Raw genomic sequence first — 25505 nt, forward strand, 5'->3', positions numbered from 1 at the left:
TTTTTTCCTTCGTTTCGCGGGTCACAACCCCCTTGCCTACGTTCGTAAAATCGCCATTTTGCTTGGCGATTTTTACGTCTATCTTCACCTGAACGCTGGTCGGGTTGGTAGACACCATCAATCAATACCGTCTCGGCGATGACTTTTACTTTGGTTTTTTCTCCCATCGTATTCCTCCTCGGCTTTTTGTTTAAGTATTATCGATATTTCAATACTTTGCCAAATTGGACTGATATCAATGTGGTTTATTAACCGAGTAGAAGAAGTACATTGCTCAATCGTCAGGCTATTAAGCCGCAATCACTACTGGGTGTCCTAGGCTTGGGTGAGTGATGATCGACACCTTGTGTTGATAAACTTGTTCAATGACAGTAGAACTCAGCGCTTTTTCGGGAATATCATCAGCAACGATAGAACCATTATTTAAGATCACGATACGATCGGCGTATTGGGCGGCTAAGTTCAAATCATGCAATACCGCAACGACGGTAGCGCCTTGTTGTGCCAATTTTTGTGCGAGCGCGAGTGTGCTGTGTTGATGATGGATATCCAAAGCTGAGGTCGGCTCATCAAGGAGTAAAATCTTGTTCTTACCACTTTGTTCAAGTTGCGTTAGAACTCGGGCGAGATGAATGCGCTGCTTTTCTCCGCCTGACAATGTTGGATAATCTCGGTTGGCTAAATGGATAACATCGGTCTGTTGCATATAACCATCAATCACACCATCTAGTTCCTCGCGTGACATCGACAGCCCCAGCCCTCCCAGTGCAACGACTTCACGCGCGCTAAAATTAAACGACAAAGAACTACTTTGCGGTAATACACCAAAGTGTTTTGCGAGTTGGTTTGAACGCCATTGTTCACGTGGCTGGCCGAATAATGCAAAATTACCTCGCGCGCTAATCTCCCCGGTAAGTGATTTCAGCAATGTACTTTTGCCAGTGCCATTAGGGCCAAGTAACGCGGTAAATTCACCTCGATTGAGAGACAGATTGATGTCATCTAGAATGGTTCGGCCACTTAAAGCGATGGATAAATTCTGTATGGCGACCGTCGTTTGTGCGCGATATTCGTCGATCGAATGGCCTTGAGCAGCTTGATGGGATGAAAACAGAGACAACATTATAAACGCCCCTTTTGTTTGATAAGCAACCAGATGAAAAAGGGGGCGCCCAGTAAAGCGGTCACAATACCTACGGGCATATCTAATGGGGCAACCACTGTGCGAGCGAGCATATCGGCGACTAAAAGTAACAAACCACCCATAAGCAAGGTTACAGGTAGTAGAGAACGAAAATTGGGTCCAATGAGCATTCGAGCTAGATGTGGCACAATTAACCCTATAAAGCCGATCATACCGGCTAGCGCAACGGTGACACCCACCCCTGCAGCGGCAAGAATGATTAAACGTCGTTTTAGTGATTGCACATTGATGCCCATATGGCGAGCTTCGGCTTCACCTAATAACATCGCATTGAGTTTATCTGCGTCGCGGTAGTAAACGATGAACAGTATCGCTAGAGTAATGAAGGCCAGCCATAGACCGCGAGGGTTCGCTCCCGCTAAAGACCCCATTGTCCATAATGACAGGTCACGTAATGCTTGATCGTCGGCAAAATAGTTAAGTAAACCTAAGGCCGCGCCTGCTAAGGCGGCGATCGCAACCCCTGCCAGTAACATCATGGTCACTGATGTGCCATTGGCACCAGTTCCCAAGCGATAGACGACAAAGGTAATCACCGTACCTCCAAGGCAGGCAAAGACGGGAACCGTACCAAATAATAGTAAAGTCGGATAATGGGTCGCGAGTTCACCAAACAGAACGATCGCGATTGCGGCACCAAGCGCGGCACCCGATGAGACACCGATAATTCCCGGATCCGCTAATGGATTGCGAAATAAACCCTGCATTACCGCGCCGCTAATCGCTAAAATGCCGCCAACGGCGATCGCGAGCAAAGTGCGAGGTAAACGCACTTGTTGCACGACCATAGTGATATGAGGCGGTAGATCAGCCTTGGTACTGGAAAAAAAGAGGTTAGGTAGCAGTGATTTAATGCTATCAAAAAAGCCAATATTCATCGGACCAACACTGATGGATGCGACCGTGGCAAAGTAAAGAGAAATCGCTGCGATAATACACAGTGATTTTGCGCTAAGTAGACGTGACGCTGTCATTGTGGAAACTGCCATTGTGAATCGTTACTGTGATTCTTTGGGGTGAAACTGATTGAACAGGTCATCAGCCAGTACCAAGCTCTCGATACCCAGCCCACCGATAATTGCGCTGCCATTTACGGCAATAATACGATCTTGGCTTCCAGCGGGGGTCGCTGCTAATAATGGAAACTCTTTTAAAATACCTTCTTTACCGCCCAATGCTTGCCATGCACGTTTGGTGACCAAAAGATAATCGGGTTGCATCTCTACCATTGCTTCTTGTGAGACAGGTTTGTATGAGCTCATCATGCTTTTGGCAGGGTTTTGCCCGCCAGCGAGCTTAACGATGACATCAATAGTGGTTTTATCACCAGCAATCGTTGCCGGACGTCCTTTGCTGAGCATCGCAAACAGAACTTTTGGTGCATCCGCAACATCTCGTTGCTGCATCGTATCGAGTTTTGACTGAATTGAAGCTTTTAGGTCTACCGCATTGTCTTGTGTGCCGGTAATCGCAGCGATTTTATCGATGCGATTAAAGAGATCTTGCTCAGTATCACCAGATTGAACGGTTTCGACATCAATTCCGCCATTTTTAAGCAGTGTTAACGTACTATCTGGCCCCATCTCATGCGAACCAATTAGGTGAGTTGGCGATAAGGCCATTAACCCTTCGGCAGAGAGTTGACGGTGATAACCGACCAGTGGCAGCTTCTCATCCTGGTTGTATTTTTTACTGGTTACGTCGAGTGCAACTAACTGCTCTTTTGCTCCTAAGGCAACGATAAGCTCAGTGATACTAGAGCCTGCGCTAATAATGCGATTCGTTTGCGCGGATTGAGACTCGGTGTGTTGTTGTGCCATTAGAGAGCTTGATGCTACCAATAGGCCAAAAGCAAAAGCGAGCTTTTTCATTAATGTTCTTCCATAACAATGTTTGTGGCGGAGATATGATTTGTTTGCATAAAAGCGAGTAAGTTAAGCATGGATTCGACGTTGGCTTTCTTATCCGCCGCAATGACAATCGCTTTATCGGGGGTTTCATTACGAGCTTTGAGTAGCGCCGCAGTAAACTGTTTCCAATCGTGAAATTCTGATCCATCGACAGCCCACTGATTCGCCGACTCAGAACGGTCATCTGAATAGAGAATCGCTACAGAGATCACCGGCTTGTCAGGTCGGGTCAGTGTGTTGCTTTCTTCTGTTTTAGGAATGTCGACATTGAGTGTTTGCACACTAACATTGGCAGTAAGTAACAGAAAAACCATCACAATAAAGATGATATCGAGCATCGGAGTTAAGTCGGGTTTAAATTCCTCATCGCTGAATTGGGAATGTGATTGAATCATCAAACCACCTCTTCAGTGGTAGGCGTGATAAAGATTTTTTGCTTAGCGCATTCTTGTTTATCACAGCAACTTTCTGCACAAGGGTCTACCGAGATACCTTCGATATGTAAATTGCTATGATTGAGCGTGTATTCAATTTTGGCTAAGGTTTTCTCCACCCACATACTGAGCAGTTGCGCTCCCATAATAGCGGGTAGGGCAATCAATAAACCCGCGGCGGTGGTGGTCATCGCAAGGCCGAGACCATCGGCTAGATTTGCCGGAGAAATTGCCCCTTGAGTTGAAGTGATACCTTTGAACATCTCCATTAACCCCAACACGGTACCAAGTAAACCGATGAGCGGGCTAATAACACCAATCATCGATAGCAAACGGATACCAGAGCGAAATTGCTGGCGTTTCTTAAATAGCCAAATACTGACCGCCTCTTCACGCAAAGGTTTAGTGAAGTGACGATGGTTAAGTAGCATACGCATGGATTGGAATGCGAGCTGGCGGCCACTTAATTTTTGCGTAATAAAACGATCCACTTCATCCGCATGATTGAAGTCGAGTTTATGCACCTGCTGCAAAATTTGTTTGGTGTAGGTTCGACCATTGAGCAGCATGTAGAAGGTTCGCTCAATTAAGATAACCAGAGTGAGAAATGACATGGTGATAAGTGGCCATGTCATGATACCGAGTTGGCTTTGAAGATGACTCAATGTTTGCATCATGATTTGTTGTACTACTGTAGTTTGAAATTAATCGGAATTTGCACACGATGAGCAATAGCTTGGCCTTGCTCTATTCGGCGTGAAAATTGCCATTGCTTGATGGTATTCAATGCTCGCTGATCCAGTATGGAGTGGCCGCTGGATGAGATAACTTTCTGCTTAACCTGTTTTCCTTCTCTATCGAGCCATACTTCAATCAATGTTTTCCCTTCGAGTCCTTTTTTACGTGCGAGCCTTGGATAAGAAACGGGAACAGGTTTGGCACTGAATTGCGGCTTACTTACGAGCATCGGTTCACGATTTTGTGCGGCGCTCTGGTGTGGATCGGCGTTCATTTCATCGGTTTGTTCGATGGTTTTTTTTGCGTTTTCTTGCGGCTTCAGTTTTGGTTTAGCTGGTGGCGGAATGTCTTGCTTAGTGACTGATTTTTCAATCTTCTTCACATTGGTTATTTGAGAATCTGACTTGCTCTTTGGCATAACCGTTTTCTGATGCTTTAGAGGAGCAGGTTTTGATGTCTCCGTTTTTGCAGGCTCTAGCGTAGGCTTTTTTGCCACGACAGGTTTAGGCTTGCTAGCGTTCGTCTTCAGCTTGTTTTGTTGCGGCTTTTCCGGCTCTGTTGGGCGTTCGAGTTCTTGTTGCTTGCTGATGTCATCAAGGTGACTTTTTGTTTGTTCAATGGGTTTGGCAGCCGCTTGGGCAAGCAGTTGAATCTGCACGGCATTGATACCTTGGTCTATGGATACCTGCAGAATTTTCTCTTGTGGAGCATATGACAACGCCACGCCTTGAATAAGACATGCAATCAATCCAGCAATGAAGTAGCGAAGCTTTGCCATGAGGAAACCCACAAACAATTGACGTAATAAAATGGTGTGAGAAAGCAAACCGACACCGAACAACGAGACCTATTATCCACTAAATAATAATGAGATCAAATATCATTTGCATTATCACTTGCGATCTATATTATGTCGAGAATAATTCTTATTTACAACTTTCTTTATAAGATTTCACCCACAAGTTTCACGTCGAACATGGCACGGCAGCAGGATGCATTTCTCCACTAAGTGAGTAAGCAATCTGAATGCTTTTGCTGACATTTCGTCAATTTGTGTGCAGTGAAATAGGTGCCATGAAGACGCTATGAATCCAATCGCCTCAGGAGCTTCCCCTATAGAGGTCGCTCGCTTAGATGTGCCTGCTACTGACGTAATTACGTTTGATAGTCATGATGAATCTATCGTTGGTCGGAATACTCCCGATCCACTTCGTTTTGCTTTTAGCGGTAAAACGGGCCCTCATGTTGGTGGGGGCTCAGTACCTGTAGCGCAAAGTAAAACACAAGATAGCGTTTTAGATGCGCTCAATACGCCAGCGATGAACAAAGCACGCTGTCTCTATATTCATATTCCTTTTTGTCGAGTTCGTTGTACCTACTGCAACTTTTTCCAGTACGCCTCGAGTGAGTCATTGATCGCCGAATACTTTGCTGCATTAACGTTAGAGATTGAGCGTAAATCTGCATTTGTTTGGACACAAAGCATGCCTTTTCAAGCCGTTTACGTCGGTGGTGGTACGCCAACGGATCTAAGTGCTGAGCAAATCAAACAGCTAGGCCAGATGATTCGCCAGTACTTCCCATTGACACCGGACTGTGAAATTACCTTAGAGGGCCGAGTGAACCGCTTTAGTGAGGCAAAGTTTGAGTCAGCGCTTGAAGGGGGATTTAACCGATTTTCTCTAGGTGTGCAGAGCTTTGATAGCAAGGTTCGTCGGGCGGCTAAACGTCTTGATGATGGCGACGTAGTCATTGAGACGTTACAAAAGATGGTGCGTTATAACGCTGCGCCTATCGTGATCGATTTGCTCTATGGTTTGCCATATCAGACGCTAGACATTTGGCAAAGTGATTTGCAGATGTATCTCGAAACAGGCGTTGATGGTGTCGATCTCTACCAATTACTTGAATTGCAAAACTTGCCAATGGCACGTTTGATCGAACAGGGGAAACTTCCTCAACCCGCCAATACGGCAACCAAAGCTGAAATGTACAAAATGGGAGCGGACTTTATGGCCCGTTTTCATCAACGTCGCTTGAGTGTGAACCATTGGGCTTCAACGAATCGTGAGCGAAGTATTTATAACAGCTTAGCGAAAACCAATGCGGAAGTATTGCCTATCGGTGCAGGTGCGGGTGGTAATTTCAATGGCATAAGTGCGATGCAGCACCGCGATATGAATGCATACATCGAGGCTATTCAACAGCAGCAGTTCCCTGTTGGTATGGCGTTTAAAAGTGACCCAAACAACGCTTCTCTGAACCAATTCAAAGCCGCATTTGACCTAGGAGTGTTGCTAAAACATGACTTTATCCCATGGTTTGAGCGATTGATGCCGCTATTTGAAGCTTGGCAGTTACGGGGACTTGTGACGATAACCGAACAGGCGGTTGCACTCACACAAGCTGGCCAATTTTGGTCGGTTAATTTGGCGACGAATCTCATTAAAGTTATCCAGAACGATCAAGCGAATCGCTTGGCTTTAGCTGGCTAACAACCGTTAGATAAATTCGAACCTAAGGAGAAAGCATGTACAGCACATGTTCAATGACAGAAGTAAAACAGAAAGTAACTGCAGCACTGGCTCTTGATGCCGCCACGCCAGTGTCTGAAATGTCTCAGCAACTTGCATTGAGCGAAGGCGCGATCACCTTTGCATTGCCAGAAGCGATGTTGACGCAGGTTGATGGACAGCATGCTCAAGCGATCTTAGAGCAATTGCCTGCTTGGGGAAACGTTACCACGATTGTCCACTCGTTTGGGTCAATATTTGAAACTAAAGCCCCATTTCCAAAAGGAAAGGAAGCCCATGGTTACTACAATCTTATGGGGAGAGAAGGTGAGTTGCATGGTCACTTGCGCCTCGACTTAGTTGCCCATATCGCGTTTGTTAGTAAGCCATTTCGTCGTATGGAAAGCCACTATATTGGTTTTTTCGATGCTGAGGGTAACTGCATTTTTAAAGTCTATGTTGGGCGTGACAAAAAGCGTCAACTACTCGTAGAACAAGTGATCGAATTTGGCAAAATGAAGGAGCAATTAAGCGCATGAGTTTAGAAAGTCAGCCAGAAAATAATCAAGCCCAAACCTCTCAAAGAGAAGAGGTACGTCGAGAGCGTCTACAAAATCGTTTAGAGCCAGAAGTACAAGAATTTAGAGATTCTCGCCAAACACTTCAGCTTGCAACGATCAGCCCAGAAGGCATTCCTAATGCCACTTACGCACCGTTCGCTTTTGATAGCCAAGCCTATTATATCTTGGTGAGTGATATCGCCTCTCATGGGCGTAATCTCAAAACCAATCGCAATGTCTCGATCATGATGGTGCAAGACGAGAGTGAAGCAAAACAGATCTATGCGCGTAAGCGTTTAACATTCGACACCACAGCAGAATTGGTTAAAAGACACTCACCCACTTGGCAACGCGGTGTTGCGGCTTTACAAGCTCGTTTTGGCGAGATCATCGACAACCTAAGCCAGCTTGGGGACTTTAATTTGTATCGTCTGACGCCAGAGTCGGGACGTTATGTAAAAGGATTCGGCCAGGCATTTGAAATTTCGGGTAATGATTTACTGGATTTTGTTCATCTCGCCGAAGGACACGTTCAAGCCGAAAAAGCCCGTACGGCATAATTGCGCCTTGCGGAACTCTCAGACTCCCTATTAATAATATTCTAAATCGAGGGAGTTTTTTAATCATTCTAAATGGATATATTGATGATAAAGCAAACTCAACTTGCGCTGTTAATCAGCGCTGTTTTATCTGCTCCAACATTGGCAGAAGAAGTCTACTCATTCGATGAAGTAGTGGTATCAGCGACACGTACAAACAACCAACTAGACGATGTTGCTGCCTCAGTATCTGTTATAACAGATACTGAGATTGAAAATGATATGGTTACAGGTCTTGATGACCTGTTCAAATATACTCCGGGTGTTACGGTGGAAACCAATGCTCGTCAAGGTGTGCAGGGCATTAATATCCGCGGTATTGAAGGAAACCGTATCAAAGTACTGGTTGATGGAGTATCACAAGGGAATCAATTTGATTCTGGTGGCACGTTTCTCAATTCATCAAGAGTTGAAGTGGATACAGATTTATTGAAATCTGTTGAAGTGGTTAAAGGTGCGGCTTCCTCATTGCAAGGTTCGGATGCAATTGGCGGTATCGTTGCTTTTGAAACCAAAGATCCTGCCGATTTCCTCCAAGGGCGAGATGTTGGTGGTCATGCGAAATTTAATTACTCCTCAGCGGATAGAACGTTTAGTGAATCTGTCGCTCTAGCGAACAAGGTCGGAGAATTAGAATCACTTGTGGCCTATACGCGACGAGATGGTAAAGAACTAGAAAACTTTGGCAGTCCGGAATCGTTGGATAGTGAAGCTAATGACTTATTGGTCAAGTTGCAATATCAACTTAATCAAGCCAACAGAATCGAGTTCAGTGGTAACTATATTCGCAATGAGAGTACAGGGCAGCAGACTTACGAGTCGAATCGTTACTCAAGCTACTCAAATGCATCGAGTAATGACACAACTAAACAATATCAACTTGGCATCAAACATATTTGGGGGAGCGATCTTGTAATCGCTGATGCGATTGAATGGCAATTGAGCTATCTCAATAAAGATGAAAGCGCGCTAACAAATCGAACGGTTGAACCTAACAATCCAGGGGCCATTCCTATCGCTCAAACCAAAGACTATATCTACAGTGATAAAGGTTACCAGTTTGATATTCAGTTAGATAAATTCCTTTCACTAGGTTCGACCGAACACTACATTGTTTATGGTATGTCTTACCAAGATAAAGACATAAAAAACATCAATAAAGAACGCAATAATCCAGGCGCAGATAAAGAAATTTTCTATATGCCGAGTGCCAGTGAAAGTCGCTATGGTCTGTTCGTTCAAGATGAAATTACCATGGGTGATTGGATTATTACTCCAGGATTACGCTTTGACTCATTTAACACCGATCCAGGTGATGCAACTGCCAACCCAAGCGGCAATGCCCAAAGTGATTACACCAAGTTTTCTGATTCAGCAGTGACGGGGCGCTTAGGGGCGATCTACAAATTAAACCAAGAACACCGAATTTTTGCTCAAGTGAGTCAAGGTTTCCGCGCTCCAGAATTTAAAGAGCTCTATTACTCTTTCGGTAACCCGAATCATGGTTATATCAATAAGCCAAATCCGGATTTGAAAGCTGAAGAAAGTATCTCGTACGAATTAGGTTGGAGACACAATAACGATATTTCACAGAGTGAAATTGCTGTTTTCTACAGTGATTACGATAACTTTATTGAATCTAAGCAAGTCTCTGGTGAAATGAGAAATCCAATGAATCCTGCAATCATTCAATACGTGAATGTCGAAGAGGCAGTGATTAAAGGCATTGAATTATCCAATCGTCTGTCGTGGGATGGTTTTATGCCTGTTGAAGGTTTCAGTTCGCGAGTTGCGGCCGCTTATACGGAAGGAAAAGATGGCGAAGGTAAACCTCTGAACGATGTCAATCCATGGAATGCCGTGATTGGATTGAATTATGATTCGATTAATCAGTGGGGAACTTCTTTAAACCTTAGTTATACCGCAGCGAAGAAAAAGAGTGATATCAATACTGACGAGTCCGATATTCTGCCTATCTCGAGCGCGACCGTGGTTGATTTAACCGCTTACTACAAGCCAATGGAGGATTTAACACTTCGAGCTGGTGTCTTCAACTTAACTGACGAAGAGTATTACAGCTGGAATGATGTTAAGGGTGAAACCGTTGTTGATAAAGATTTAACTCAAGCGAGCCGCAATTGGGCCGTTACGGTTAAGTATGATTTTTAGTCGATCTTAAGTCATTGTTTAGATACTTATTTTAAAGGGCACGTGGTGCCCTTTATTATTTATAATCGTTCTTATCCAACCCATATTTCTGCATCTTATCGTATAAGGTTTTGCGAGCCACCTGCAGTTGTTGCATCGTCTCATTGATGCGACCGGCATTGCTGGTTAGCGCTTGTTCGATAGCCAATTTTTCGAATTCTGCCACTTGGTCTGTTAGCGTTGGCGCATTTAATTCGGCAGAATTCACGTTATCCAGTTGGCCTAAGTTGCCTAGCAAAACGAATCGCTCCGCACTATTTCTTAGCTCTCTGACGTTACCCGGCCAGTCATGGCCAAGTAACGCTTGCAGATCTGCTTGCGGAATTGAGGCTGCGTCTTTGCCATAGCGGGCGGCGGCCACCAACAAAAAATGATGGAATAGGGCCGGAATATCCTCTTTTCGCCTGCGGAGTGGCGGCAGATCTAATGTCACTACGTTTAGACGATAATAGAGGTCTTGACGAAACTCCCCGCGCTCGGCAGCTAGTTTTAGGTCGACTTTCGTCGCGGCGATCACGCGAATATCAATCGGAATGAGCGAATTTGATCCCACTCGTTCGATGCTACGTTCTTGTAATACTCGCAATAAGCGAATTTGTGCCTGCATCGGCATGGACTCGATTTCATCTAAAAACAGCGTTCCGCCATTGGCATGTTCGAGTTTGCCGATACGAATGCTATCGGCTCCGGTAAATGCGCCTTTTTCGTGGCCATAAAGCTCACTTTCAATCAAATTTTCAGCCACCGCGCCGCAATTGATGGCAACGAAATTTTGCTCTCGACGTGCGCTTTGCTCATGAATTGAACGGGCAAACAGCTCTTTACCTGTGCCTGTCTCACCAAATAAAAGAATATCCGCTTGCGTATCAGCAATATGCGTAATGGTATCGCGGAGAGTGATCATCAATTGGCTATCACCGATGATACGAGGCCCTAAAGTCTGGCTTGCTTTGAGGTTACGTTTTAATGCTTGATTTTCGAGAGTCAGATTACGCTTATCGAGCGCTCGCCGAGTGGTATCGATGAGACGATCAACCGAAAAAGGTTTTTCGATAAAGTCGTAGGCGCCGTTACGCAGTGCTTTTACGGCCATCGCGATATCGCCATGACCGGTTATTAAGATCACCGGGACATCAGTATCTTGGTTAAGGATGGTTGAGAGTAGGTTTTCTCCAGAAATGCCTGGTAAACAAATATCGCTAATGACGACTTTTGGTAAGCCATCGGCTTTGATGGCCAATAACGCTTGCTCTGCATCGGCAAAAAAACGCGCAGAAATATTCTCCAGCTCGAAGCTTTGCTCGATGGCAATTCGGATATCGCTTTCGTCATCGATAAAAAAAACGTCGTCCATCATTCGTCCTTCATCGGTTGTGGGTTCGTTATATCAATGGTTTTCGCCGTGTGAGACGAAGCACTTTTACTCAGTAACAAGGTAAAACGCGCACCACCAAGTGGCGAAGAAGAGGAGGTGAGGTCCCCCTCCATGGCATGCATGATTTGTTGTGAGATAGACAGACCTAAGCCAAGACCATTCTTTTTGGTGGTGTAAAAGGGTTCAAACAGTTTCATTTTTGTTTTGTCATCAATGCCATCCCCATTGTCATCAATATGAACATGTACTTCAGTGTCTGTTGTTTCAATACTCAGTGCTATTTTGCGCTCGGCTTGTGTCTCTATGGCCTGAATGGCATTACTGACTAAATTAACCAGCACTTGTTCAAGCTGGATCGGGTTGACCTCAACCTTAATTGAATCATCAGCAAACTCGGTTGCTACCGTTATTTGTTTGGCTTTCAATTGAGGAGAAGTTAACGCCAGTGCTGCTTCAACCACAGGGATGAGATTTAATGTGTGCCGCTCTGCACTGTCAGATTTACGGGCGAAGGATTTGAGTTGCTCGCTAATTTTTGCCATCCGTATTGTCAGTGCTGAGATGCGGCTTAAATTGTCATCTGTTCGCTCAGTCTCGCCTTTCACTAAAAAGCGTCGACCGTTATCTGCAAAACTACGAATGGCCGCGAGTGGGTTATTGAGTTCATGGCTGATACTGGCCGACATCTGGCCTAACACCGCAAGTTTGGCAGCTTGAATTAGCTCATTTTGGGTTTGTCGTAATACCTGTTCGGTTTTTTCTCTTTCATGGTTTTCAGCATGCAACTCTGCGGTGCGTTCCATGACTAAAAACTCTAGTTTTTGTTTGGCTTCTAACTGTAACTGTTCAAACTGGCGCTTTCTTTGATTTTGCTGGTGGACGAGTTGTAAGGAGAGAATCGCAATGGTGAAAAACAGTGTCAGTACCAGTAAGAAGCTCAACGTAGGCCAAAGCACCGTTCGTTTTGGCGAGAGCACGCGAATGATGAGGTCGACATCTTTCAGTGCTCGGGACGACACAATATAATCGCCTTGCACTCCGCCTTTGGTTACGTCTTGAAATTCTGTTTGACCGAGGTTGAAATCACCTTGTAGGCCAAGTGAAGGGAGGGCAGAATCGAGATAGCGCCTAGATTGAACGATCTGTTGTTGGGTTTGCTGATCGATATCACTCAAGCTGTGAAATAGCCACTGAGGATTGCTCGACATAAAAATGATTTGATTGACGTCGGTGGCGACGAAGTAATTGTTCTCACTATTCCAGTTCCCTTCGATGGCGGTGAGATCCATTTTTATCACGATGACGCCAATGATTTCCGCTGCATAGACCACCGGATAACTGTAGTAATAACCACGTTGCCCAGAGGTGGATCCTAAAGCGAAATATTCACTGCTATCGCCCTGTATGGCCTGTGAGAAATACGGCCGCCATGCGAAATTACGTCCGATGAAACTGCGTGGTAAATTCCAGTTGCTGGCCGCTAAAGTTGTACCTTGGGCATCGAGTAAATAGCTATCGGCGGCATTAATCACTTGATTGACCTGGGCCAAGTAGCGATTGGTAATATCGATCTGTGCTGAGTTCTTCGGTTTGAGTAGGGCGGAAATAATTTCGTTATCTTGCGCGAGCAGCTGTGGCAAGTGGGCGTATTTATCCAGTTTGGTGTTAATGTGGCTAGCAAAGCGATCTAATTGTGCCTGATGTTGCTCAAGTTGGGCTTGATAGTTCAGGTTCCACACCCAACGACCTCCCAAGACTAGGCAGAGAAAAAACAGCACCAAAATGTAGAGATTCACGCGTCGAATAGCCAAGATGTAAAATCCTTATCAATCCTTTTAGCGTCAGCCTATCGGGTTTTGTTATCAAGGTGTTGTACCGCTTTGTGAAAATGGGCGATAAAACCGGACTTAGATCTCCTTTTATTACTCCAATTAAAAAAAACGCTAGTTTCTATTGAAAAACACATTAATGTCCCCATTTCTGTGTACATTGACTGCTTTATCGTTCGTTTTTGTAGCAGTTAAATGAGAATTTAGGATATTCCCTGAATGTTGGATGGGATCGGCTCGACAGCTATGGCCTAGGTCGTTAGAATGCTGCGTCTAAATTTATATCCTGAGACTAATCGGAGATACCTTTCGCTGGGTGCGCTGTGATGATAGCTGAAATGGCTTGAACGGCGATGAACAGAAAAGATATCGCTAATTAGTTCGATAGCGCGAATCAGTGTTGTCGATTCTCGAATCTAAATAGGTGCTCTTAGAGTACAAACAAGGATGCAGTTACCAAGCTTTGCTTCGGTAGCTCATACGCTCGGTTTAACCGAGCCAGTATTGAGGTTAATTTATAATGCAAGTTACTGTTGAAACGCTAGAAGGCCTAGAGCGCCGTCTAAACATTACTGTTCCAGCTGCAAACATCGAAGACGCTGTTACTGCTGAACTACGCAACATCGCTAAAAACCGTCGTTTCGATGGCTTCCGTAAAGGCAAAGTGCCAATGAAGATGGTTGCTCAGATGTACGGTAAAGCAGTACGTCAAGACGTGATGGGTGAAGTAATGCACCGTCATTTCATCGAAGCGATCGTTAAAGAAAAGATCAACCCAGCTGGTACTCCAACTTTTGCTCCTGTTGAGACAAAAGAAGGCGCTGATCTAGTATTCAACGCAACTTTCGAAGTGTACCCAGAGATCGCTCTTAAAGGTCTTGAAAACATCGCTGTAGAAAAACCACAAGCGGATGTACAAGATTCTGACGTTGAAGAAATGATCGACACGCTACGTAAGCAGCAAGCAACTTGGAAAGAAGTTGAAGAAGCAGCTGAAGAAGGCAAACGTGCATCAATCGATTTCGTTGGTTCTATCGACGGTGAAGTGTTCGAAGGCGGTAAAGCTGAGAACTTCCCACTAGAGATGGGCGCTGGTCGCATGATCCCTGGTTTTGAAGACGGTATCACTGGTAAAACAGCTGGTATGGAATTCGAAATCGATGTGACTTTCCCAGAAGATTACCACGCTGAAAACCTAAAAGGTAAAGCAGCTAAGTTTGCAATCAAAGTAAACAAAGTTGAAGCTCGTGAACTTCCAGAACTAAACGACGAATTCGTTGCTAAGTTCGGCGTAGTTGAAGGCGGCATTGACGCACTTAAAGCTGAAGTTCGTAAGAATATGGAACGCGAACTTAAGCAAGCTGTTAAGAACCGCATCAAACAGCAAGCAATCGACGGTCTAGTTAAAGAAAACGACATCGACGTACCTGCTGCGCTAATCGACCAAGAGATCCAAGTTCTTCGTCAACAAGCAGCTCAACGTTTCGGTGGTAACCCAGAAGCAGCAGCTCAACTGCCACGTGAATTGTTCGAAGAGCAAGCTAAACGTCGCGTAGTTGTAGGTCTTCTTCTAGGTGAAGTAATCAAGTCTGAAGAACTTAAAGCGGATGATGCTAAAGTGAAATCTCTAATCGAAGAGATGGCGACTGCTTACGAAGATCCAACTGAAGTTGTTGCTTACTACGAGCAAAACGAGCAAATGATGAACAACATGCGCAACATCGCTCTAGAAGAGCAAGCTATTGACGCAATCATCGCTAAAGCTCAGGTTACTGAAAAAGCAGTTGGCTTCAACGAGCTTATGAACCAACAGCCTGCTTAATAAGCAATATCTTGCGTAGAAAAGTTGACTAAGCATTAACTATTCTGCTAACAATGGTCCGTGTGATATTCATCATCCGGGCCATTTATTTTAGGGACATCAGAATATGAGCTACCAAGAACAAAATACTATCATGAACGCACTAGTGCCGATGGTGGTTGAACAAACTTCCCGTGGTGAACGTTCTTACGATATTTATTCTCGCTTGCTAAAAGAACGCATCATCTTCTTGACAGGTCAAGTGGAAGACAACATGGCGAACCTAGTGGTTGCCCAGTTGCTTTTCCTTGAATCTGAAAACCCAGATAAAGATATTTTCCTTTACATCAACTCTCCAGGTGGCAGCGTTACTGCAGGTATGGCTATTTACGATACCATGCAGTTCATCAAGCCAAATGTGAGCACGCTATGTACAGGTCAAGCTTGTTCTATGGGTGCATTCCTCCTTGCTGGTGGCGCGAAAGGTAAGCGTTTTGCTTTGCCTAACTCACGTGTCATGATTCACCAGCCACTAGGCGGATTCCAAGGCCAAGCGTCAGATATCCAAATTCACGCCCAAGAAATTCTATCTATCAAAGAAAAGCTGAACAACTTGCTTGCAGAGCACACTGGTCAGCCGATGGATATTATTGAGCGTGACACTGATCGTGATAACTTCATGTCAGCGGCGCAAGCGGCCGAATACGGTATTATCGATCAAGTGTTAACCCACCGCGGTTAATGAAACTTGCTTTGAGTCCAGTTTAGCTGAATTGAGCGGAGGTTCTGCTCAATTCTGAGGGGAAAGTTACCCCAAACTGTTATACACTCAAAGCGTATAGAGTTAAGGCTAAGAGGTTAGCGAATGACAGATAAAAGCAAAGAGAGCGGCAGTAAGCTGCTGTACTGCTCTTTCTGCGGCAAAAGCCAGCACGAAGTTCGCAAGTTAATCGCCGGTCCGTCAGTCTACGTTTGCGATGAATGTGTTGATCTATGTAACGACATTATTCGCGAAGAAGTCAAAGATGTGCTTCCTAAGAAACAATCTGAAGCGTTGCCTAAGCCACGCGAGATTCGTGAGCACCTCGATGATTATGTGATTGGCCAAGATTACGCTAAAAAAGTGCTAGCCGTAGCCGTTTACAACCACTACAAGCGTTTGCGTAATGGTGATACAACGAGCGAAGGTGTTGAGCTTGGTAAGAGTAACATTCTGCTTATCGGTCCAACCGGTAGTGGTAAAACACTGCTTGCAGAAACGTTGGCTCGCTTCCTAGATGTACCGTTTACTATGGCGGATGCTACTACCCTGACAGAAGCAGGTTACGTAGGTGAAGACGTAGAAAACATCATCCAGAAGTTACTTCAGAAATGTGATTACGACGTGGCGAAAGCAGAGCGTGGTATTGTTTACATTGATGAAATCGATAAGATCTCTCGTAAAGCTGAAAACCCATCAATCACGCGTGACGTGTCTGGTGAAGGTGTTCAACAAGCGCTACTAAAACTTATCGAAGGTACCGTTGCTTCAGTTCCACCACAAGGTGGCCGTAAGCACCCTCAACAAGAATTCCTTCAAGTTGATACATCGAAGATCCTCTTCATCTGTGGCGGCGCATTTGCTGGCCTAGATAAAGTCATTGATCAACGTGTTGCAACCGGTGCTGGTATCGGCTTTGGCGCAGAAGTGCGTTCAAAAGACGAAAACAAAACCGTTGGCGAACTGTTTAAGCAAGTTGAGCCTGAAGATTTGGTTAAATACGGTCTTATTCCTGAATTCATCGGTCGTCTACCAGTAACAACGACACTGACTGAATTGGATGAAGAAGCGTTAATCCAAATTCTTTGTGAGCCAAAGAACGCACTAACGAAACAGTACGCTGCGCTATTTGAACTTGAAGATTCTGAATTGGAATTCCGCGAAGATGCACTACGTGCTATTGCTAAAAAAGCGATGGATCGTAAAACAGGTGCTCGTGGTCTACGTTCAATTCTAGAAGCTGTATTGCTTGAGACCATGTATGAACTGCCTTCAATGGACAACGTAAGTAAAGTTGTGATTGATGAATCAGTAATCAATGGTGAGTCTGAACCACTGCTAATTTACAGCAACACAGACAGCCAAGCTGCTGGCGCGGAATCGTAATTTCGTCACTAGTTACAGCCAATAAAAAAGGAGGATATGAAATCCTCCTTTTTTTATTCCTCTATTGAATCCAATCAATTAGCCCCCATATATTTCTGATAAGACTAAGCGGAAGAGAGAATAATATGAACTTGGAACGTTCCGAACGTATCGAGATCCCCGTACTACCTCTACGAGACGTAGTAGTTTACCCGCACATGGTAATTCCTTTGTTTGTTGGCCGAGAGAAGTCGATTGCTTGCTTAGAGGCCGCGATGGAATCCAATAAGCAGGTAATGTTGGTGGCGCAAAAAGAAGCCGACACTGAAGAACCGACCAAAGACGATTTGTTCTCTGTCGGTACAGTGGCGACTATTCTACAGTTGCTAAAACTTCCAGATGGCACAGTTAAAGTGCTGGTTGAAGGTCAACAACGCGCCAAAATTCATCAGTTTATCGAAAACGAATTCTTCTTGGCAGACGCAGAATATCTGGTGACTAATGATCTGGATGAACGCGAACAAGAAGTCATTGTACGTAGTGCGATCAATCAATTTGAAGGCTTTATCAAGCTGAATAGCAAGATCCCGCCAGAAGTATTGACCTCATTAAACGGTATTGATGAAGCTGCTCGTCTCGCCGATACGATCGCCGCTCACATGCCGCTTAAATTAGTCGATAAGCAAAAAGTTCTTGAGATCCTTGATATCACTGAACGTCTTGAGTTCCTTATGGGCCAGATGGAATCAGAGATCGATATCCTGCAAGTTGAAAAGCGTATTCGCACTCGTGTGAAAAAGCAGATGGAAAAATCGCAGCGTGAGTACTATCTGAATGAGCAAATGAAAGCGATTCAGAAAGAGCTTGGCGAAGGCGAAGATGGCATTGATGAATTCGAAGTTCTGAAAAAGAAAATCGAAGAGTCAAAAATGCCGCAAGAAGCGCGCGAGAAAACCGAACAAGAACTGCAAAAATTAAAAATGATGTCGCCAATGTCAGCAGAAGCGACCGTGGTTCGTGGCTACATTGATTGGATGATCGGTGTGCCATGGTCTAAACGCACTAAGGTTAAAAAGAACCTTGCCAAAGCGGAAGAGATCTTAAATGAAGATCACTACGGCTTAGAGCGCGTGAAAGAACGTATTCTTGAGTACTTGGCGGTACAAAACCGAATCAACAAACTTAAAGGCCCAATCTTATGTTTGGTTGGTCCTCCAGGTGTGGGTAAAACGTCACTCGGTCGCTCAATTGCTTCGGCAACGGGTCGTCAATACGTCCGTATGGCGCTGGGTGGGGTTCGTGACGAAGCGGAAATTCGTGGTCACCGTCGTACTTACATTGGCTCTATGCCAGGCAAACTGATTCAGAAAATGTCGAAAGTTGGCGTGAAAAACCCACTGTTCCTATTGGACGAAATCGACAAAATGTCATCAGACATGCGTGGCGATCCATCATCAGCACTACTTGAAGTACTTGATCCTGAACAAAATAATGCGTTCAACGATCATTACCTAGAAGTGGATTATGATTTGTCAGATGTGATGTTCGTTGCAACATCAAACTCGATGAACATTCCTGGGCCGCTATTGGACCGTATGGAAGTGATTCGTCTATCGGGTTACACCGAAGATGAGAAGCTAAACATCGCGAAAAGTCACCTGTTGGATAAGCAGGTAAAACGCAATGGTTTGAAGCCTAACGAAATCACCATCGAAGATTCTGCGATCATCGGCATTATCCGTTACTACACACGTGAAGCGGGTGTACGTAGTTTAGAGCGCGAAATCTCGAAGATTTGCCGTAAAGCAGTGAAGAACATCTTGCTTAACAGCGAACTGAAGTCGGTGACTGTCTCAATTGATAACTTGAAAGAGTACTTGGGCGTGCAACGTTTTGACTTCGGCAAAGCGGATGACAGCAACCGTATTGGTCAAGTCACGGGTCTTGCATGGACAGAAGTCGGTGGCGATTTGCTGACGATTGAAACTGAATCTATGCCGGGCAAAGGCAAGTTAACTCAAACGGGTTCACTTGGCGAAGTGATGCAAGAGTCGATTCAAGCGGCGATGACGGTGGTCCGTACTCGTGCGGAAAAACTGGGTATTAACTCAGACTTCTACGAGAAGCGTGACATCCACGTGCACGTTCCTGAAGGTGCAACGCCAAAAGATGGTCCAAGTGCGGGTATCGCAATGTGTACCGCATTGGTTTCTAGCCTAACGGGTAACCCTGTAAAAGCAGAAGTGGCGATGACAGGTGAAATTACCCTGCGTGGTGAAGTTTTACCGATCGGTGGTTTGAAGGAAAAACTGCTTGCTGCGCACCGTGGCGGCATCAAAACCGTGCTGATCCCGAAAGACAACGAACGTGATTTGGAAGAGATTCCTGAGAACGTGATCGCAGACTTGAAAGTCATTCCAGTACAGTGGATTGATGAGGTTCTGAGCGTTGCTTTGGAAAGAGATCCATCCGGTGTTGAGTTCACTACTGAAAAATAGTGATGTGCAGCAAAAATAAGTAAAAGATTACGCTGATTAGCTGAAAAATGCTTGTCAGCGTTTTTTTTGGAAGCTAACTTTAGCCACTGTAGCTTGAACCCTTGATAGATAAGGGGTAGAGCTGAATTTGAAACTAAATGGAACGAATAGCCGTCTTACAAAATAATAACAGACGGCCCAAAGGGGAAATACCGTGAACAAAACTCAATTAGTAGAAAAAATCGCAGAAAACTCAGACCTATCTAAAGCAGCAGCTGGCCGTGCCCTAGACGCATTCATCGAGGCGGTAAGCGGTACTCTACAATCAGGCGACCAAGTTGCTCTAGTTGGCTTTGGTACTTTCAGCGTTCGTACTCGTGCAGCTCGCACAGGTCGTAACCCTAAGACTGGCGCAGAAATCCAAATCGCTGAAGCGAAAGTACCTTCTTTCAAAGCTGGTAAAGCACTAAAAGATTCTTGCAACTAATCTAAACAAGCTACGCGTCAGTAGTTTGTTAGAACCGTTTTAATTTATGCGCATCCTACTGATGCGCATTTCTTTTTCTGATATCATCTCGCTACCGAAATTATTTTAAATAGAAGCCGTGTTGTCTCATGCCGAGACGATAACGGATCATTCGCGGAGAGTAACAATAGTATGATGGATCGATTACGCGAAGGCGTGAATAGCATCGCGGTTAAAATTATCCTAAGCCTGATTATCCTGTCTTTCGTATTTGCGGGAGTAGGTAGCTACATCGTTGGTGGTACTAACAACGTTGCGGCTAAAGTTGGGAATGTCGAAATCAGTCGTGGTGATTTCGAACAGGCTTACCAAAACGAACGTAATCGTATGCAAGCTCAGCTTGGTGATTATTTCTCAAACTTACTGGCTGATCCAAGCTACGTAGAATCTTTCCGCCAATCTGTTCTTGACCGTATGGTGAATGATGCCTTGTTAGAGCAACACGCTCAAACACTAGGTCTACGAGTGGGTGATGCACAGGTTCGTGCGCTATTGCTATCAATGCCACAATTCCAAGTTGAAGGTGTCTTCAACCAAGAAGTGTACCAATCAGCACTACGTCGTGCAGGCTTTAGCCCTGAGAGCTTTGCTCAATACCTACGTCGTGATCTCGTACGTAACCAGTTAGTGACGGCAGTCCAAGCGAGTGATTTTTCTCTTCCAGGTGAAGTGAACGCGCAAAGCGAACTGCTGATGCAAACACGTGAAGTGAAAACCATCAACCTAGCGTTGGCGGATTTCGCACAAAAAGTGCAACTGACTGACGAAGAAATTGCCGAATACTACAAGCAAAATCCAGAGCGCTACACTCGTCCAGAACAAGTGAAGGTTGCCTACATTGAGTTGTCTGCAGAAGCGCTAAAACAAAACATTCAGATTGATGATGCTGACGTACAAGCGTACTACCAAGCGCATCTTGATAAATACTCATCTGAAGAGCAGCGTGAAGTAAGCCACATCCTTGTTCAAGGTGACGACGAAGCGAAAGCGCAAGCGATTCTAGATGAATTGAATGCTGGTGCTGATTTCGCAACGCTTGCTGAAGAAAAATCAGAAGATGTTGGCAGTGCAGAAGAAGGGGGTTCACTTGGCTTTATCGAACGTGACACCATGGATCCTGCCTTTGAAGAAGCCGCTTTCGCGCTTAAAAATCCAGGCGACATCTCTGGCTTAGTGAAATCGAACTTTGGTTACCACATCATCAAGCTTGATGCGTTGAAAGATTCAGTGGCGAAGCCATTGGCTGAAGTTGCGGCAACCATCAAACAAGAAATGCGTGATCAGCAAGCGATCGACCAGTACTACGAGTTGCAAAGCGAACTTGAAAAAGTCGCTTTTGAATACCCAGATTCACTGGACGATGCCGCTGAAGCGGTTAACGCGAAGATCGAAACGACAGACTTTATTTCTCAAGTGGATGCGCCAGAAATCCTAAAATCACCAGCAGTGATTCAAGCGATTCTTAGCCCAGAAGTGAAAGAAGATGGTTTGAACTCTGAAGTGATCGAAATTGCACCAGAGCACGTTATCGTGGTTCGTGTTGAAGATGCACGTGATGAGACCGTTTTACCGCTTGAAGCTGTACGTGATCAAGTTGTCGCGCAACTATCAAAAGTGAAAGGTGAACAGAACGCGATTGAGTTGGCTAAGACAGTGGTTGCTGAGCTAAAAGCGGGCAATCAAGCAGTATTGGCTGAGAACGGCTTAGCGTTTGGTGATATTGAAAACATCGACCGTGGTTCACACCTTGCTGACGTTGTGTTCGCGATGGCGAAACCTGCGGAAGGCAAAGTTGAATATGCACAAGCAAAAGTCTTCAATGGCGATGTTGCTATTGTTGAGTTGCTGTCGGTTTCAGATATGTTTACCACGCAATACAACGACCAAATCGCTGAACAGATGGTACAAATGAATGCACAACAAGACCTAAGTGGTTTGATTAGCATTCTGCGTAAAACGACGGATATCGAATACTTTGCTGTGACTCAATAAGTCTTATCAATGTAAATGATATAAATATTAAAACGGGTTGCTTTGGCAGCCCGTTTTGTTTCTCACTATTGCAATCAACAAATGCTTCTGAACTGATTATGCTGGCTATTCCACCACTATGAACATAAGGAATTGTCATGAATATCAAAGCGCTTGTTCTTTCTGTTGTACTCACTTTTTCGCTTCCTTTTACTGCCGTTTTGGCAGAACAACAACCAGATTCTCCACCTGAAAACCCAAAATATGATGGCATTGAAATTGTCGTTAACGTTAATCAAGCATCGGCACAAGAAATAGCGGATTTGCTCAAGGGCATCGGCTTAACTAAAGCGCAGGCGATTGTCGATTATCGTGACCAACAAGGGCCATTTAAGCGAATTGAAGATCTGGCGAAAGTAAGCGGAGTGGGTGAGGCTACTGTGGCCAAAAATGTTGGCCGGATTGAACTGTAAAGTGGCGAGTTGAAACGGCACTGACTGCTGAGGTGTTCATCGTTCGGTGACGATGACCTCTGCGGTTATCACGGCTTAGGCCACGTTTTAGCAATCTATCAATCCAGATTGCCAGCAAAATGCCCAAGGGATAACCAATTTCCCTTGGGTTTTTCTTTTCTCTTTAAATGACCAACTAATTAGCTAAAACTTCCCTAGAACCTAGCGGCAAATAGCACTATAATTTCTCGCCGAAAGCCATAGCAGCATTGCAGTGGCGCAAACAACTTGGAGTAATTCATGTCCTCTCATACGCCGGTTATCACCGTTGATGGACCAAGTGGTGCGGGTAAAGGCACGCTTTGTATGCAACTCGCTAACAAGCTAGAGTTTCATTTGCTAGATTCTGGTGCTATTTATCGCGTACTTGCTTTAGCCGCAATTCACCACGGTGTTGATCTTGAAACTGAAGATTCACTGGTTGCATTGGCAACGCACTTAGATGTGCAGTTTATTGCTGAAGGCGAATTGGTTAAGGTCATCCTTGAAGGCGAAGATGTCTCGGGTGAGCTGCGTAAAGAGCAAACGGGCATGGCGGCATCTAAGGTTGCTGCGCTACCTCGAGTGCGAGAAGCATTGCTACGTCGTCAGCGTGCGTTCGCTGATGGCAAAGGCCTAGTGGCCGATGGTCGTGACATGGGTACAGTGGTCTTTCCTCAAGCTGAAGTGAAAATCTTCCTCGATGCAAGTGCCGATGAACGTGCTCAGCGCCGTCTTAAACAGTTGCAAGAGAAAGGGTTAGATGTTAACTTTGCTGACCTTTTAAGCGAGATCCAAGAGCGTGACGATCGTGATCGTAATCGCCCAGTGGCGCCGTTGCGCCCTGCAGAGGATGCGCTTGTGCTGGACTCTACGTCGATGGGTATCGACGAAGTGGTCGAAAAAGCACTACAATATATCGAATCTAAACTGACTGCGTAATTCGCGGGGTCAGCTCAGAGCGTCGGCCGCAAGGATGATGGCTGGCGAATTTAATAACCCCATGCGGTAGGATACCCGTGGACGTTTAATTTATTGAAGATCAAATAAATGACTGAATCTTTTGCTCAACTCTTTGAAGAGTTTCTGAACGAAACTGAATTCCAACAAGGCAGCATCGTTAAAGGTACTGTAGTAGCTATCGAGAACGGTTTCGTTCTTGTTGACGCTGGTCTTAAGTCTGAATCTGCTATCCCAGCAGAGCAATTCAAGAACGCTGCTGGCGAACTTGAAGTTGCTGTTGGCGACGAAGTAGACGTAGCTCTAGACGCTGTTGAAGATGGTTTCGGTGAAACTCAACTTTCTCGTGAGAAAGCGAAACGTCACGAAGCTTGGATCGTTCTTGAGAAAGCTTACGAAGAAGCTGAAACTGTTGTTGGTATCATCAACGGTAAAGTTAAAGGCGGTTTCACTGTTGAACTAAACGGTATCCGTGCTTTCCTTCCAGGTTCTCTAGTAGACGTACGTCCTATCCGTGACACTGCTCACCTTGAAAACAAAGAGCTAGAGTTCAAAGTTATCAAGCTTGACCAGAAGCGTAACAACGTAGTTGTTTCTCGTCGCGCAGTTATCGAATCTGAAAACAGCGTTGAACGTGATGAGCTACTTGAAAACCTACAAGAAGGCGCAGAAGTTAAAGGTATCGTTAAGAACCTTACTGACTACGGTGCATTCGTTGATCTAGGTGGTGTTGACGGTCTTCTACATATCACTGATATGGCATGGAAACGCGTTAAGCACCCATCAGAAATCGTTAACGTAGGTGACGAAATCCTAGTTAAAGTTCTTAAGTTCGATCGTGAGCGTACTCGCGTATCACTAGGTCTTAAGCAACTTGGCGAAGATCCATGGGTAGCAATCGCTAAACGTTACCCAGAAGGTCACAAGCTTTCTGGTCGTGTTACTAACCTAACTGATTACGGCTGCTTCGTTGAAATCGAAGAAGGCGTTGAAGGTCTAGTTCACGTTTCTGAAATGGATTGGACTAACAAGAACATCCACCCATCTAAAGTTGTTAATGTTGGCGACGAAGTTGAGGTTATGGTTCTTGAGATCGACGAAGAACGTCGTCGTATCTCTCTAGGTCTAAAACAGTGTAAAGCTAACCCTTGGCAGTCATTCGCTGAAGCGCAAGCTAAAGGCGACAAAGTGACTGGTAAGATCAAGTCTATCACTGACTTCGGTATCTTCATCGGTCTAGACGGCGGCATCGACGGTCTAGTTCACCTATCTGACATTTCTTGGAATGTTGCTGGCGAAGAAGCTGTACGTGAGTACAAGAAAGGCGACGAGATCTCTGCAGTTGTTCTAGCAGTAGACGCAGAGCGTGAGCGCATCTCTCTAGGCGTTAAGCAAATGGAAAATGACCCATTCAATGCTTACGTTGCAGAGAAGAAGAAAGGCGTTCTTGTTAACGGTACTGTTACTGCTGTTGATGCTAAAGGCGCAACAATCGAGCTTGAAGAAGGCGTAGAAGGTTACATCCGCGTTTCTGAAATCGCTCGTGACCGCGTAGAAGACGCATCTCTAATCCTAAGCGTTGGTGACAGCGTTGAAGCGAAATTTACTGGTGTAGACCGTAAGAACCGCGTAATCAACCTATCTATCAAAGCTAAAGATGAAGCTGATGAGCAAGAAGCAATGGCATCTATCAACAAGCAAGATGACGCTGCATTCGGTAACGCTATGGCAGACGCTTTCAAAGCAGCTAAAGGCGAATAATTTTATTCCCTTATAGCAAAAAG

At 45.0% G+C, this 25505-nt stretch carries 20 protein-coding genes and 1 pseudogene; 13 read left to right on the forward strand and 8 right to left on the reverse strand.

Annotated features, from left to right (window positions below; translation table 11 throughout):
- Positions 1-289: 289 nt before the first annotated feature.
- Genes RH88_RS10855 through RH88_RS10880 form a run of 6 tightly spaced genes read right to left on the reverse strand, consistent with a single transcriptional unit; the run spans position 290 to position 5064 of the window.
- Positions 290-1123: a heme ABC transporter ATP-binding protein gene (locus RH88_RS10855; protein WP_005595844.1), complete on the reverse strand. Its 834-nt coding sequence runs from the start codon at positions 1121-1123 to the stop codon at positions 290-292.
- Complete coding sequence (locus RH88_RS10860) at positions 1123-2178, reverse strand: FecCD family ABC transporter permease (RefSeq protein WP_005595846.1); 1056 nt, start codon at positions 2176-2178, stop codon at positions 1123-1125. The genes RH88_RS10855 and RH88_RS10860 overlap by 1 nt, the downstream gene beginning before the upstream one ends.
- A gap of 24 nt (positions 2179-2202) precedes the next feature.
- A complete protein-coding gene (locus tag RH88_RS10865) occupies positions 2203-3075 on the reverse strand; it encodes a heme/hemin ABC transporter substrate-binding protein (RefSeq protein WP_005595848.1) in 873 nt (290 codons plus the stop codon).
- Positions 3075-3509 (reverse strand): ExbD/TolR family protein, encoded by a 435-nt coding sequence (locus RH88_RS10870; RefSeq protein WP_005595850.1) that lies wholly within the window; start codon positions 3507-3509, stop codon positions 3075-3077. The genes RH88_RS10865 and RH88_RS10870 overlap by 1 nt, the downstream gene beginning before the upstream one ends.
- Positions 3509-4225: a MotA/TolQ/ExbB proton channel family protein gene (locus RH88_RS10875; RefSeq protein WP_005595851.1), complete on the reverse strand. Its 717-nt coding sequence runs from the start codon at positions 4223-4225 to the stop codon at positions 3509-3511. The genes RH88_RS10870 and RH88_RS10875 overlap by 1 nt, the downstream gene beginning before the upstream one ends.
- An 11-nt stretch (positions 4226-4236) precedes the next feature.
- A complete protein-coding gene (locus RH88_RS10880) occupies positions 4237-5064 on the reverse strand; it encodes an energy transducer TonB (RefSeq protein ID WP_241212184.1) in 828 nt (275 codons plus the stop codon).
- A 307-nt stretch (positions 5065-5371) separates the two neighbouring features.
- On the opposite strand from RH88_RS10880, the gene hutW reads away from it, so the two are divergent.
- The 4 genes from hutW (at position 5372) to RH88_RS10900 (ending at position 10127) form a co-directional block, all read left to right on the forward strand.
- Positions 5372-6781 (forward strand): heme anaerobic degradation radical SAM methyltransferase ChuW/HutW, encoded by a 1410-nt coding sequence (hutW, locus tag RH88_RS10885; RefSeq protein ID WP_005595858.1) that lies wholly within the window; start codon positions 5372-5374, stop codon positions 6779-6781.
- 35 nt (positions 6782-6816) lie between these two features.
- A complete protein-coding gene (hutX, locus tag RH88_RS10890) occupies positions 6817-7338 on the forward strand; it encodes a heme utilization cystosolic carrier protein HutX (RefSeq protein ID WP_005595860.1) in 522 nt (173 codons plus the stop codon).
- Positions 7335-7919: a heme utilization protein HutZ gene (hutZ, locus tag RH88_RS10895; RefSeq protein WP_005595865.1), complete on the forward strand. Its 585-nt coding sequence runs from the start codon at positions 7335-7337 to the stop codon at positions 7917-7919. The genes hutX and hutZ overlap by 4 nt, the downstream gene beginning before the upstream one ends.
- Before the next feature lie 84 nt (positions 7920-8003).
- Entirely contained in the window at positions 8004-10127 is a 2124-nt protein-coding gene (locus RH88_RS10900; protein WP_005595867.1) for a TonB-dependent hemoglobin/transferrin/lactoferrin family receptor, read from the forward strand.
- A 55-nt stretch (positions 10128-10182) separates the two neighbouring features.
- Here the strand turns inward: RH88_RS10900 and RH88_RS10905 are convergent, their stop codons facing one another.
- Together RH88_RS10905 and RH88_RS10910 are read right to left on the reverse strand one after the other, a co-directional pair.
- A complete protein-coding gene (locus tag RH88_RS10905; RefSeq protein WP_005595872.1) occupies positions 10183-11520 on the reverse strand; it encodes a sigma-54-dependent transcriptional regulator in 1338 nt (445 codons plus the stop codon).
- Complete coding sequence (locus RH88_RS10910) at positions 11520-13355, reverse strand: ATP-binding protein (RefSeq protein WP_050798504.1); 1836 nt, start codon at positions 13353-13355, stop codon at positions 11520-11522. Before RH88_RS10910 ends, RH88_RS10905 begins: the two co-directional genes overlap by 1 nt.
- Before the next feature lie 535 nt (positions 13356-13890).
- Between RH88_RS10910 and tig the strand changes: the two genes are divergently transcribed.
- From tig to rpsA, 9 genes and pseudogenes are all read left to right on the forward strand, one after another.
- The gene (gene tig / locus RH88_RS10915) at positions 13891-15192 is read left to right on the forward strand and encodes a trigger factor (protein WP_005595874.1); all 1302 of its coding nucleotides are present in this window, start codon (positions 13891-13893) and stop codon (positions 15190-15192) included.
- A gap of 106 nt (positions 15193-15298) precedes the next feature.
- Positions 15299-15913: an ATP-dependent Clp endopeptidase proteolytic subunit ClpP gene (clpP, locus tag RH88_RS10920; protein ID WP_005595876.1), complete on the forward strand. Its 615-nt coding sequence runs from the start codon at positions 15299-15301 to the stop codon at positions 15911-15913.
- Between the two features lie 123 nt (positions 15914-16036).
- Positions 16037-17317, forward strand: a complete 1281-nt coding sequence (clpX, locus tag RH88_RS10925) for an ATP-dependent protease ATP-binding subunit ClpX (protein WP_005595878.1) — start codon at positions 16037-16039, stop codon at positions 17315-17317.
- Between the two features lie 125 nt (positions 17318-17442).
- Positions 17443-19794: an endopeptidase La gene (lon, locus tag RH88_RS10930; protein ID WP_005595880.1), complete on the forward strand. Its 2352-nt coding sequence runs from the start codon at positions 17443-17445 to the stop codon at positions 19792-19794.
- Between the two features lie 187 nt (positions 19795-19981).
- Positions 19982-20260, forward strand: a pseudogene (locus RH88_RS10935) (HU family DNA-binding protein); the annotation flags it as partial.
- 171 nt (positions 20261-20431) lie between these two features.
- Positions 20432-22291 (forward strand): peptidylprolyl isomerase, encoded by a 1860-nt coding sequence (gene ppiD, locus RH88_RS10940; protein WP_005595883.1) that lies wholly within the window; start codon positions 20432-20434, stop codon positions 22289-22291.
- 137 nt (positions 22292-22428) lie between these two features.
- Positions 22429-22743: a ComEA family DNA-binding protein gene (locus tag RH88_RS10945; RefSeq protein WP_005595884.1), complete on the forward strand. Its 315-nt coding sequence runs from the start codon at positions 22429-22431 to the stop codon at positions 22741-22743.
- A gap of 279 nt (positions 22744-23022) precedes the next feature.
- Complete coding sequence (gene cmk / locus RH88_RS10950) at positions 23023-23703, forward strand: (d)CMP kinase (RefSeq protein ID WP_005595886.1); 681 nt, start codon at positions 23023-23025, stop codon at positions 23701-23703.
- Between the two features lie 108 nt (positions 23704-23811).
- On the forward strand, positions 23812-25482 hold the full coding sequence (rpsA, locus tag RH88_RS10955) for a 30S ribosomal protein S1 (RefSeq protein WP_005595887.1): 1671 nt from the start codon (positions 23812-23814) through the stop codon (positions 25480-25482).
- Positions 25483-25505 lie beyond the last annotated feature (23 nt).

The sequence above is a fragment of the Vibrio scophthalmi LMG 19158 genome, from assembly GCF_000222585.1.
Classification (GTDB): domain Bacteria; phylum Pseudomonadota; class Gammaproteobacteria; order Enterobacterales; family Vibrionaceae; genus Vibrio; species Vibrio scophthalmi.